13 protein-coding genes are annotated in these 12,461 nt (G+C 40.1%); 5 read left to right on the top strand and 8 right to left on the bottom strand.

The annotated features are described in order from the left end of the window. Positions 1–88: 88 nt before the first annotated feature. Positions 89–535, top strand: a complete 447-nt coding sequence (locus TZ91_RS05170; protein WP_033687176.1) for a DUF1836 domain-containing protein — start codon at positions 89–91, stop codon at positions 533–535. Then, positions 532–1,179, top strand: a complete 648-nt coding sequence (trhA, locus tag TZ91_RS05175; protein ID WP_001098000.1) for a PAQR family membrane homeostasis protein TrhA — start codon at positions 532–534, stop codon at positions 1,177–1,179. Before TZ91_RS05170 ends, trhA begins: the two co-directional genes overlap by 4 nt. 20 nt (positions 1,180–1,199) lie before the next feature. Here trhA and pdxT read toward each other — a convergent pair whose 3' ends face one another. The 3 genes from pdxT to nox all read right to left on the bottom strand — a co-directional run bounded on the left by pdxT (position 1,200) and on the right by nox (position 4,189). Beyond that, positions 1,200–1,781 (bottom strand): pyridoxal 5'-phosphate synthase glutaminase subunit PdxT, encoded by a 582-nt coding sequence (pdxT, locus tag TZ91_RS05180; RefSeq protein ID WP_033687177.1) that lies wholly within the window; start codon positions 1,779–1,781, stop codon positions 1,200–1,202. Continuing rightward, entirely contained in the window at positions 1,782–2,657 is an 876-nt protein-coding gene (gene pdxS / locus TZ91_RS05185) for a pyridoxal 5'-phosphate synthase lyase subunit PdxS (RefSeq protein ID WP_045597159.1), read from the bottom strand. Between the two features lie 152 nt (positions 2,658–2,809). Next, positions 2,810–4,189, bottom strand: coding sequence for a H2O-forming NADH oxidase (gene nox, locus TZ91_RS05190; protein WP_023948278.1), 1,380 nt, complete (start codon positions 4,187–4,189; stop codon positions 2,810–2,812). Between the two features lie 308 nt (positions 4,190–4,497). Between nox and TZ91_RS05195 the strand changes: the two genes are divergently transcribed. Genes TZ91_RS05195 through TZ91_RS05205 form a run of 3 tightly spaced genes read left to right on the top strand, consistent with a single transcriptional unit; the run spans position 4,498 to position 7,349 of the window. Beyond that, positions 4,498–5,421: an FAD:protein FMN transferase gene (locus TZ91_RS05195; RefSeq protein ID WP_033687178.1), complete on the top strand. Its 924-nt coding sequence runs from the start codon at positions 4,498–4,500 to the stop codon at positions 5,419–5,421. 59 nt (positions 5,422–5,480) lie between these two features. Beyond that, positions 5,481–6,086 carry an NADPH-dependent FMN reductase gene (locus tag TZ91_RS05200; protein WP_000915951.1) on the top strand — a complete coding sequence of 202 codons (606 nt, stop codon included), beginning with the start codon at positions 5,481–5,483 and terminating at the stop codon, positions 6,084–6,086. Positions 6,087–6,104: 18 nt separating this feature from the next. Continuing rightward, positions 6,105–7,349, top strand: coding sequence for an NAD(P)H-dependent oxidoreductase (locus TZ91_RS05205; RefSeq protein WP_020903506.1), 1,245 nt, complete (start codon positions 6,105–6,107; stop codon positions 7,347–7,349). 112 nt (positions 7,350–7,461) lie between these two features. Here TZ91_RS05205 and TZ91_RS05210 read toward each other — a convergent pair whose 3' ends face one another. The 5 genes from TZ91_RS05210 to TZ91_RS05230 form a co-directional block, all read right to left on the bottom strand. Next, on the bottom strand, positions 7,462–7,719 hold the full coding sequence (locus TZ91_RS05210) for a DUF896 family protein (RefSeq protein WP_000371299.1): 258 nt from the start codon (positions 7,717–7,719) through the stop codon (positions 7,462–7,464). 42 nt (positions 7,720–7,761) lie between these two features. After that, positions 7,762–9,798 carry a glycine--tRNA ligase subunit beta gene (gene glyS, locus TZ91_RS05215; RefSeq protein WP_033687179.1) on the bottom strand — a complete coding sequence of 679 codons (2,037 nt, stop codon included), beginning with the start codon at positions 9,796–9,798 and terminating at the stop codon, positions 7,762–7,764. Between the two features lie 211 nt (positions 9,799–10,009). Beyond that, positions 10,010–10,927, bottom strand: coding sequence for a glycine--tRNA ligase subunit alpha (gene glyQ / locus TZ91_RS05220; protein WP_000038733.1), 918 nt, complete (start codon positions 10,925–10,927; stop codon positions 10,010–10,012). A gap of 35 nt (positions 10,928–10,962) precedes the next feature. Then, the gene (locus tag TZ91_RS05225; protein ID WP_000912012.1) at positions 10,963–11,334 is read right to left on the bottom strand and encodes a GFA family protein; all 372 of its coding nucleotides are present in this window, start codon (positions 11,332–11,334) and stop codon (positions 10,963–10,965) included. Positions 11,335–11,602: 268 nt separating this feature from the next. After that, positions 11,603–12,445: an aldo/keto reductase gene (locus TZ91_RS05230; protein ID WP_033687180.1), complete on the bottom strand. Its 843-nt coding sequence runs from the start codon at positions 12,443–12,445 to the stop codon at positions 11,603–11,605. Positions 12,446–12,461: the final 16 nt, after the last annotated feature.

The following is a 12,461-nucleotide window of genomic DNA, read 5'->3' on the forward strand; positions in this document are numbered from 1 at the left end:
AAGCCTTTTCACAAGCAGTTAAAACTTGACTATTCGTTTTTATTATTTTATAATCTAGTTATTAAAACCAGATAAAAAGGAGTTGAAAATGAAAACTAGCTTTTCCTACCCTAAATGGGCAGAAATTCCAAATATTGACCTCTATCTGGACCAGGTTTTGCTCTATGTCAATCAGATCTGCGCTCCTGTCTCTCCAGATAAAGACAAGGGCCTAACAGCATCCATGGTCAATAACTATGTCAAACATGGTTATCTGACAAAGCCTGACAAGAAAAAATACCAACGCCAACAGATTGCCCGTTTGATTGCTATCACAACCCTCAAATCTGTCTTTTCAATTCAAGAAATCGCTCAGACACTGAATACTCTACAAAGTCAAGCAAGTTCAGAACAACTCTACGATGCTTTTGTGGACTATATGAACCAAGGAATTGACCCAGCAAACCCTATTATCCAAACCAGCTGCCAAACCGTTAAACTCTATCATCAAACTCTAGCCTTAATCCATCATACTCAAGAGGAGGTAATCAAATGAACACTAGTCTTAAACTCAGCAAACAACTCAGTTTTGGAGAGGAGATTGCTAATAGCGTGACCCATGCCGTAGGTGCAGTCATCATGCTCATCTTACTCCCCATTTCATCCACCTATAGTTATGAGACACACGGATTTTTATCCTCTATCGGCGTTTCCATTTTCGTTATTAGTCTCTTTCTCATGTTTCTATCATCCACCATTTATCACTCTATGGCCTATGGTTCAACCCACAAATATGTCTTGCGAATCATTGACCATTCTATGATTTATGTGGCTATCGCAGGTTCTTACACGCCGGTCGTATTGACTTTGATGAATAACTGGTTTGGCTATCTGATCATTGCCATTCAGTGGGGAACGACCATCTTTGGTATTCTCTATAAAATCTTTGCTAAAAAAGTCAATGAGAAATTTAGCCTTGCTCTTTACCTGATTATGGGCTGGTTGGTTCTAGCTATCATTCCTGCCATTATCAGTCAAACGACACCAATTTTCTGGAGTCTCATGGTAACTGGCGGACTATGTTATACAGTTGGAGCTGGATTTTACGCCAAGAAGAAACCTTATTTCCACATGATTTGGCATCTTTTTATCCTAGCTGCGTCTGCCCTCCAATACATTGCCATTGTTTATTACATGTAAAAAAGTTGAGAAATTCAATCTCAACTTTTTTCTTTACACATATTGATAAAGTACTGGTGCAAGCGGACATCATCAGTCAATTCTGGATGAAAAGAAGTTACCAACATATTTTTTTCTTGAGCTGCAACGATTTGATTATCAACTGTTGCTAGAATTTCTACATCTTCTCCAACACTACTGATAATTGGACCACGAATAAAGGTCATTGGAATCTGACCGACTCCCTTACATTCTGCTTCCGTATAGAAACTTCCTAATTGGCGCCCATAGGCATTGCGCTCGGCCACCATATCCATAGTTCCAAGATGACACTCTTCCTGAGAAGTAATTTCCTTAGCCAGCAAAATCAAGCCTGCACAGGTTCCAAAGGCTGGTAAACCAGATAGAATGGCTTCTCGAATGGGAAGCATCATGTTTTGGTCTCGTAAGAGCTTGCCCATGGTTGTAGACTCCCCACCAGGCAAAATCAAACCTGACAAGTCACTCTGATGTTTCCGAAAATCATCTAGATTTCTGATTTCAACACTCTCGACACCTAATCGATCTAGCACTTTTGCATGTTCTGCAAAGGCCCCTTGCAAGGCCAATATTCCGATTTTCATCTATTTTCCTCGCTCTGCCATGAGAATTTGAATTTCATTTTCATTAATACCAACCATGGCTTCGCCTAGATCTTCAGAGATTTGAGCTAGGATTTGAGGATTTCGGAAATTAGTTACCGCTTTGACAATGGCACTCGCTCGTTTAACAGGATCTCCTGACTTGAAAATACCTGAACCGACAAAGACACCCTCTGCCCCTAATTGCATCATCAACGCAGCATCTGCTGGCGTTGCAACGCCTCCAGCCGCAAAGTTTACAACTGGCAATTTTCCATGTTCATGGACGTATTGAACCAATTCTACAGGTACCTGCAAGTCCTTAGCAGCAACATAAAGTTCGTCCTCTCGTAAGTTTTGAATACGGCGAATTTCCTGATTCATCATACGCATATGACGAACAGCTTGGACGATATCCCCCGTACCCGGTTCTCCTTTGGTACGAATCATAGAAGCACCTTCAGCGATACGACGCAAGGCTTCCCCCAAATCCTTAGCCCCACAGACAAAAGGAACTTGGAATTCTTTTTTGTCCACATGGAAACGGTCGTCTGCTGGAGATAAAACTTCACTCTCATCGATATAGTCAATCTCAATAGCCTCTAAAATCTGAGCTTCAACAAAATGCCCGATTCTGACCTTGGCCATTACTGGAATACTAACCGCTTCTTGGATTTCCTTAATCATCTTTGGATCACTCATACGGGAAACACCACCAGCCGCACGGATATCAGCCGGAATTCGTTCCAAGGCCATAACAGCAGCCGCACCAGCAGCTTCTGCAATACGGGCCTGTTCAGGGTTCTGAACGTCCATGATAACTCCACCCTTGAGCATCTGGGCCAAGTTTTTATTTAGTTCATAACGATTTTCAATCATTTATTTTATCCTCATCATTTGTATTGGTAGCTACCATTTCATTTTAAGTTAGATTAAAATGAAGTACAAGATAAAAAAATCATAATTGTATGGGTACAAAATAATGAAAAAACTATCTAGCCTTAACTTAAGGCCAGATAGCTCATTCATTTTTATTTTTCAGCTGTAAGTGCAGCCATTGTGATGTAGTTGTATGGTTTGTTGAAGTGTGGCAAGAAGAATAAGTCTGTCAATGCCAATTTATCAATTGTCACATGCTCTTGGATAGCAAGAGAGAACATATGGATTCCCATGCTGATTGCAGAATCGTGTGAAACCATTTGTGCACCAAGAATTTCACGGCTATCTTTGTCAAAGACAATCTTGATGGCAACTTCATGGTTGTCATGCTTCATAAATTCTGGTTTTTGAAGATCGTTAAAGCCTGTTTCAGTTGCGTTGTAACCAGCAGCTTTAGCTTTTTCAAGAGTCAAACCAGTTGAAACCATGTGAAGGCCGTAGATTGAGATACCATTTGAACCTTGAACACCAATTCCTTCCAATTCATGTCCACAAGCGTTGTAAGCACCAACGATACCAGTACGAACAGCATTTGAAGCAAGGGCGATGTAACTTGTATCTTTACGAGCATTGTCATAAACAGTCGCACAGTCACCTACTGCGTAAACGCCTGGGATAGATGTTTCTTGTTTTTTGTCTACAAGGAAGGCACCGTTACGGAATAGTTCAATTTTTCCATCAGCAAGGGCTGTGTTTGGACGGAAACCAACTGCAAGGATAACCATATCCACATCAAAAGTTTCTTTATCAGTAATCAAGCGTTCAACTTTACCGTCACCCTCGATTGCTTTAACAGTTTGACCAAGCGCCAAGCGGATGTTGTGGTCTTCCAAGTTCTTCGCCATCATTTGTGTGAAGTCTTTGTCATAGTAACCGTTCAAAACAGTATCAACGATATCAACAAGGACAACTTCTTTTCCAAGACGTTCAAAGGCTTCAGCAAGTTCAACACCGATATAACCACCACCAACAACGGCGATTCGGTCAAGGTGTTGACTCTTATCAGACAATTTGTGAATCACTTCTTCAGCGTTTTGGTACAATTTAACGAATTGTACATTTTCAAGAGTTGCTTTAAATTCGCGGTTTCCTTTAACAATTTCAACACCTTCGATTGGTGGCAAGATTGGTGTAGAACCTGTAGCGAAAATCAATTTATCGTATGATTCTTTGTGCTCTTTCCCTTCAACTTCTGCTGTAACTACTTTGTTATCATAGTCGATTGAAAGAACTGGTGAATTCATGTATACCTTAGCACCTTTAGCTTCCAATTTTTCTTTATCAGAATAGAACAAGCCTTCAGCACCGTCAATTTGTTCACCGATCCAAAGGGCCATTCCACATCCTAGGAAAGAGATGTTAGAATTTTGGTCGAATACAACAATTTCGTTCTCATTTCCAAAATTATCCAACATAGTATTAATACATGCTGTACCAGCGTGGTTAGCACCAACTACAACGATTTTACTCATAGAAAAATTCCTACCTTCAATTTTAAATTTACCCCTCTAGTATAACATTTACTGTTAGCGTTTACAAGAGTTTAGCTAATTTTCCCGTTTTTTTTGTAAAAAAATGTAAATAATCTGTATTTTATCAGTCTTTCTTACAATTACTCTTTATTTTCTGAGCATATTTCTTGACAAGTTTACAAATTTTATTTGTGAAAACGCTGACTTTATGGTATGCTAGTATCATGAAAAGAAAATGTAAGGGGTTAAATTTAATATAAATTTACTATATTTCAGCCTTCTTTTCATAAAAGAAAGGAGTTGGTAGCTTGCCTCTTAGTTCACATTCCGAACGGCTAATGGGGACTACTATCACTATTTCATTAGTAGATGAGCGAGCCGATAGCTTGATCCAGAAATCCTTTGATTTACTCAGAGAGCTCGAATACCGCTTCAATGCCAATAGCCAAGAATCTGAGTTGATGGAAATCAATCATCAAGCTGGAATAGCCCCCGTCAAGGTTCATCCAGACCTGTTCGAACTGATTTCACTTGGATTAGAGCATAGCCTAGCGCCATCTAGCCATCTCAATATCAGCATTGGTCCCTTGATTCAAACCTGGCGTATCGGTTTTTCAGATGCCAAAGTTGCCCAGCCTCAAGAAATCGAATCAATTCTCCCTTTAATCAATCCTCATTATATCGAGTTAGATTCTTCTACTTCTACTGTGTTTCTAAAACAGAAAGGAATGAAGATAGACCTAGGTTGTTTAGCCAAGGGTTATAGTGCGGATAAAGTTGCCCAATTTCTGAGAGAAGAGGGAGTGACATCTGCCTTGATCAATCTGGGAGGGAATATCCTGACCATTGGAAAAAATCAGGCAAGAGGGGATCAGCCTTGGCAAATTGGGATTCAAGACCCAGCCAATCCGAGGGGAAATCACTTAATGACCATCCCTATTGTCAATAAATCTGTCGTGACTTCAGGCATTTACGAACGTCACCTGACTGTCGATGGAAAAGATTACCATCATATTTTTGACAGCCAAACAGGATATCCTGTTGAAACGGAACTTGCTAGTCTCACAATTATCTCTGATAAGTCAGTCGATGGTGAAATATGGACAACTCGACTCTTTGGAGAAAGACCTGCTTCTATCCTCTGGCAAGTCGAAAGTTTAGAGGGCATCGAAGCTATCCTCATCGATAAGAAAGGTTACCTAAGCTGTTCTTCAGGAATTCCTACTCTATAGAAACAACTGTTTCAATGGAGTTTTAAAATTGTATTATGTAAAAAGAGAAAGGAAATCTCATGTTAAAACTTATTGCTATTGTTGGAACAAATTCAAAACGTTCTACAAACCGCCAATTGCTTCAATACATGCAAAAACACTTTGCTGAAAAAGCTGAAATTGAACTTGTTGAAATTAAAGACATTCCTGTCTTCAACAAACCAGCTGACAAGCAAGTACCTGCTGAAATCCTAGAAATTGCTGCTAAAATTGAAGAGGCAGATGGCGTTATTATTGGTACTCCTGAGTATGACCACTCTATCCCAGCTGTTTTGATGAGCGCTCTTGCTTGGTTGTCTTATGGTATCTATCCACTTTTGAACAAACCAATCATGATTACAGGTGCCTCTTACGGTACACTTGGTTCATCACGTGCCCAATTACAACTTCGTCAAATCTTGAATGCTCCAGAAATTAAAGCAAGTGTCCTTCCTGATGAATTCTTGCTTTCACACTCTCTTCAAGCCTTCAACCCAAGTGGAGACCTAGTGGATCTTGATGTTATTAAAAAATTGGATGCCACTTTTGACGACTTCCGTATCTTTGTAAAAATCACAGAAAAATTGCGCAACGCACAAGCTCTACTTCGCAAAGATGCTGAAGACTTTGACTGGGAAAATTTGTAAGATAGGAGACCAAAAAGAATGAAATTTGTTGGACTTGTAGGATCAAACTACGATCAATCATATAACCGTAAACTCTTGGAATTCATCCGTCGTCACTTCAAACTCAAATTTGAATTAGAAGTTCTCGAAATTGACGAAGTTCCAATGTTTAACCAAGACGAAAAATGGGATGAAAGTTTCCAATTACGTCTCTTGTATAACCGAATTACTCGTGCTGATGGTGTCATCATTGCTACTCCTGAGCACAACCACACAATCTCAGCTTCTCTTAAATCAGTTCTTGAATGGCTTTCATACGAGGTTCATCCATTTGAAAACAAACCAGTCATGATTGTAGGTGCTTCTTACTACGACCAAGGTACTTCTCGTGCCCAAGTTCACCTTCGTAAGATTCTTGACGCTCCAGGTGTCAATGCCTACACTCTTCCAGGAAATGAATTCCTTCTTGGTAAAGCTAAAGAAGCTTTTGATGTTAATGGAAATATCACGAATGAAGGAACTGTTAATTTCCTTGAAACATGCTTGGACAACTTTGTAAAATATGTGGGAGTCGTTTCAAAATTGAAAAAACCAAAACCAATTGAGCCAGAAGATTTATATTGTACAAATTCAATTGCAACTACTATCCAAGGTGTTGATCCAGATGATCCTGAATGGGTAGAAAAAGCTGCTGAACTTGTTGGAGCTGTTTCTGGAGATACTTACGTTAAATTAGACCACGGTATCTTGACAGTTAACCAACTTGACATGTTCTTGAAAGCAATGCCATTTGAATTGACATTTGCAGATGATAATAATCAATTCTTGTACTTTAATAACGCACACCAAGACCCAGATACAATGTTTGGTAAACGTGTCCGTGCTCAATCAGGAAATAGATTAGGAACAGTACACGGTACATTGCCAGATTCTAGAATGAAAAACGTTGAATGGGTTGTCGGCGTATTGCGTAACGGGGATCAAGAATATGTCCGTACAATTGTGCCGGGAACACCTGAAGGTGTTATTAATACCCATAATTACCAAGCAATGTACTATCCAGATGGTTCATATGCTGGAATTAATGAGATTATCTTTAATTTCCAACCATGGCTTGACTGGTACCTCAATACGACTGGTCAACGTCTAGTTGGTGGAAATGCTGCAGCTCCTGCTGGCGGACATGGTCACGGCGATGCAGATGCTACATCTGGAGCTTCTGATGCAGGTGATGCTGGAGGTCACGGTGGTGGCGCAGACGCTACATCTGGCGCAAGTAACTAATACTTTTAGGAACCATTTTGGTTCCTTTTTAAGTGACAAAAGACTAGCAGATAAAAACTGCTAGTCTTTTGGTTATTATTTTATCTATCCTTATTAAAAGAAAGAATATTTATTATGAATTTGGGTCATCGAGACTACGACCATGTAATCCTTTTTCACGTTGGACTTGACGTAGTTTCTCTGGTGTAACATCGTTTCCTTCTTCGTCCACAATTTTAATTCCTTCGATGTGGTGACGAACAGTTCGACGATAACCTTCGATGTACTCCTCACGTAGTTTGGCTTGTTCTACTTTTTCTTCTGGGGTCAAGCCTTCTGTTTTTTTCTTTTTGGCAAGCTCGTTAATACGATCAATTTTTTTAGGATCCATGTTTCTCTCCTTTATGATAAGATTTAATCCGTTTAACAGATTTTATTTGGTATTGATTTGGTTAAAACGTGCAAGTTTAGCTGCTTTCTTGGTTAATTGCGACAAGATTGCCAAACGATTTTGACGGACAGCCTGATCTTCGGCCATAACCATGGTATTTTCAAAGAAAGCATCAATAATTGGGCTAAGCTCAAAGAGTTGTTCTAATTTCTGACTTGCAGATCCTGATAAAATAAGTGATTCTACTGCTTCTGCCAAAGCTTTTTCTTGGTCATTTTCAAAAAGTGCTGAATCAACTGTAGCAACTCCTTCTGCCTTCTCAGCCAAGTTAAAGGCACGAGAAAGTGATTCAACAGAAGGTTTGAAGTCTTCTTCCTTACTTGCTTCTACAAGAGCACTTGCTGCTTCCAGCATCTCTGCCACAACAAAGTTTGAACCTGCAAGAACTGCTTCCTTGATATCTTTTGGAGTTGAGCCCATCATCTTATCAACACGAGCCTTGATAAAGTCCATAACCTCTGCTTTATTCTCATAAGTCAAGCTGTCAAATGTTAAAGCATAAAGGCTATCAATCAGCTCATCCATAGCAATGTGCCAACCAAAGGCATCCAAGATACGAACCACACCTTGAGTTGCACGGCGAAGGGCATATGGGTCATTAGAACCTGATGGAATCAAACCTACTGAGAAGAAACTCAAAATAGTGTCCAATTTATCTGCAATGGCAAGCACTGCGCCGACCTTGCTCTCTGGAAGTTCTCCTTCAGCTGAAGTAGGCATGTAGTGTTCACGAATAGCAGCTGCTACTGCTGGAGTTTCCCCAGCAAGAAGGGCATATTTTTCACCCATAATTCCTTGGAGCTCGTCAAACTCACCAACCATACCTGTCAACAAGTCAAACTTGTAAATGGCTGCTGCACGAGCTAAGTCAATTGTTTCATCCGCTGACAAACCAGCTTTTTCTGCCAAGAGAATAACAATCTGCCCCGTACGAATCATGTGTTCACGAAGGGAACCAATCTTCTCATGGAAGGTGACATTGTTTAATTTTTCAACAAGATCTGAAATCACCAATTTTTGGTCTTCACGCCAGAAGAATTCTCCGTCTTCTAAGCGAGCTACTAAGACTTTTTCATTTCCTTTAATGACATTTTCCAAATACTCTGCGTTTCCGTTACGGACTGAAATAAAGTTTGGCAATAGTTTACCGTCTTGATCACGAACAACAAAGTAACGTTGGTGTTCTTTCATTGAAGTCACCAAAACTTCTTCTGGAACTTCAAGGTATTTGGCATCAAAACTTCCCATAAAGGCAGTTGGGTATTCAACCAAGTTCAAGACTTCATTAAGCAAGTCCTCATCAATTTCGATACGTACACCATGCTCAGCTTCGATTGCTTTGATTTGGTCAACAATCATTTGTTCTCGTTCACGTGGATCTGCTATTACAAACTGCTTACGAAGGTCTTCTTCGTAGCTCAATGCTGACTGAATTTTGGTTTCTTTCCCCAAGAAACGATGACCACGGCTCACACGATCACCCTTGATATCAAGGAAATCCAAATCAAACTCTTCTTCATCTAAAAGAACAGTTAAAGTGTGAACAGGGCGGATGTATTCAAAGGTGTTGTTAGCCCAGTGCATGCTGACAGGGAAAGTCAAGGACTTCAAGACATCTACAACACCAGGAACAATGGCTTCAACTGCTTGACCAACTTCTTCCTTAGTGACATAGACATATTCTTCACCCTTGATTTCACGGAATTCAATATCTTCAACAGTCAAGCCTTTTCCACGGACAAATCCTTGAGCTGCTTTTGTGAAGTTTCCATCACCATCCAAGGCAATTTTCTTTGCTGGTCCCTTGAAATCTTCTGTCAAATCAGACTGTTTGTCTGCAAGACCAGTCACACGAACAGCCAAACGACGTGGTGTTGAGAAGGTTTGAACAGCTTCAAAAGACAGGCGGTTTTCCTTGAGGAAGGCTGCCATTTTTTCGCCTAGTTGTTTTTCACTTGGTGTGACAACATAGGCTGGTAATTCTTCAAGACCGAGTTCTACTAATAAGTTTTTTGTCATGTTTTTTCTCCGAAAAATATCTTTTTATTTTCCAGTTTGCCTTATGTGATTGGCACGCAAGCAACCAACTTCGTTGTTTCATTGCTAAAATTGGAGCCAAAAGTCTCCAATTTTGCCTAGTATCCTTAGTTTCACTAAGGATACCTTCATCACTGCGGCAACTGGCTCAGGGCTCACTCTGTTCGCCCATTTTCGTAATTTGTCACTCTCTTTATTCTGCGTCTTCTGCTAAGAGTTTAGCTCGTGTTGCTTCATCCAAAAGTGGGTAGCCTAGGCGTTTGCGTTCTGCGACAAAGGTTTTAGCTACGACACGGGCCAAGTTACGGATACGAGCGATATAGCCTGCGCGCTCTGTTACAGATACGGCACCACGCGCGTCAAGCAGGTTAAAGGTATGTGAACATTTGAGAACATAGTCATAGGCAGGGTGCACCAATCCTTCTTCCAAGGCACGTCCAGCTTCTTTTTCAAACTTATCAAAGTTTTCCAGTAACATTTCTTGGTCCGAAATTTCAAATGAATATTTTGAATGCTCGTACTCAGGCTGGATAAAGATTTCTCCGTATTTTACACCATCAGCCCACTCAATATCATAGACAGAATCTACTTCTTGAATGTAAGAAGCTAAGCGTTCCAAACCATAGGTCACTTCCGCAGTCACAGGGCCAGTTGCCAATCCACCAACTTGTTGGAAATAAGTAAATTGAGTGATTTCCATTCCATCAAGCCAAACTTCCCAACCAAGACCAGCTGAACCAGTTGATGGGTTTTCCCAGTTATCCTCAACAAAACGAATATCGTGTTCCAAAGGATTGATTCCCAATTTTTCCAAAGACTCAAGGTAAAGTTCTTGGATGTTTGATGGAGAAGGCTTCATAACCACTTGGAATTGGTGGTGTTGGTAAAGACGGTTAGGATTTTCTCCGTAACGACCGTCAGCAGGACGACGTGATGGCTCTACATACGCTGCATTCCATGGCTCAGGTCCGATAGCACGAAGGAAAGTGTAAGGACTCATTGTCCCCGCACCTTTTTCATTATCATAAGCCTGCATAAGCATACAACCTTGGTCATTCCAAAATTGTTGCAAAGTCAAAATAATTTCTTGAAATGTTAATTTTTTAGACATTGTTTACTCCTTTAAATTATATTATCTTCTTAGATTTATTTATCAAGCAACCAAGAAAAGGCTGGGTCCTGAAAAATATGACGTTTAGGAACAGTTTGTAAATTCTGATCGCATTCATCTATTGTACCTAATTTCAAAGCACAGACTTCTGGTATATTTTCTTGAACAGTGAAAATTTGACTATGACAGTTCTGGCAGTAATAACGCTGTTTTCCTGGAGAAGAACTATAGGAAACAAGCTTTTCTTTTCCATGCAATACTAGCTTTTCACTGCTAACTTTAGCATTAACTGTATAGGCAGACGCAGTTGCTTTCCGACAAAATGAGCAATGACAAAAAACTAATTCCGATAATTCCTCATCTAGAGTGTAGGTCACTGCTTTACATAAACAAGATCCTTTAAGCATTATGCTCCTTTCTACTTAGGCATTAGACGAATTCAAAAAGAACCGAATTTCAACACCCAAGCCTTGCGACTAGGGGCGTCAGAAACGCGGTTCCACCCTAATTTATTACTTCATTGTTTTTGAAAATACTACAGAAAGCGCCAGTTCTTTATTTTGCCCTACTTGGCTCCCACTATCCCAAGCTCGCTTGAAGAACGCCATAAGACTTTCTCTCCTGCAGACTATTATATCAAAAATTGGAACAATGTACAATTCTTTTTATGATTTTCTAGAAATCCATATCATCAACTCGTGGAGCACCAGACTGAACAGCAATTATTTTTAAAGTTTCTCTCTCCTCATGACTCAGTTCAATTTCAAAACAATCAAGATTAGCCTGAATACGAGATGCTGTGACAGATTTTGGAAGGGGTAAAAATCCTTCTGCCAAGCTCCAGGCCAAGGCTATTTGAGCAACAGTCTTTCCGTGATTTTCAGCTATTTCTTGCACTTGCTTGCTATCAAACAGTTCTCCCTGACCAAAAGGTCCCCAAGCTTCCAATAAAATTCCTTTTTCTCGACAGTAATCTACGACTTCCTCTTGATACACACCTGGCGCCAAACGAACTTGATTGACCGCTGGAAGAATTTTTGCTGTTTCAAGCAAGGCATCCAAATGATGGGGAAGAAAATTACTAACACCAATAGCACGGATTTTGCCTTCTAGGTAAAGATCCTCCATCGCTCTCCAAACTTCTGAATTTCGGATTTTCCAGTGGTTATTTTCTCTGAGTGGTTTTGGATTTGGCCAATGAATCAAATACAAATCCAAATATCCCAAGCCCAGCTTCTCTAAAGACTCTTCAAAAGCCTGACGAGCTTGCTCATAGTTGTGATTTGTATTCCAGAGTTTACTGGTTACAAAAATTTCCTCACGCGGAACGCCACTATCTTGAATAGCACGACCAATGCTTTCTTCATTTTTATAAATAGCTGCCGTATCGATATGGCGATAGCCTGCCTTTAAAGCCTCTAGAACAGCTTGATAGGCAATCTCTCCATTTTCAGCTTTCCAGGTTCCAAATCCCAGTACTGGAATCGTAACACCATTATTTAAAGTATAAGATTTCATTATTTTTCCTTTCTAT

It is taken from the genome of Streptococcus mitis (assembly GCF_000960025.1).
Taxonomy (GTDB): domain Bacteria; phylum Bacillota; class Bacilli; order Lactobacillales; family Streptococcaceae; genus Streptococcus; species Streptococcus mitis_DH.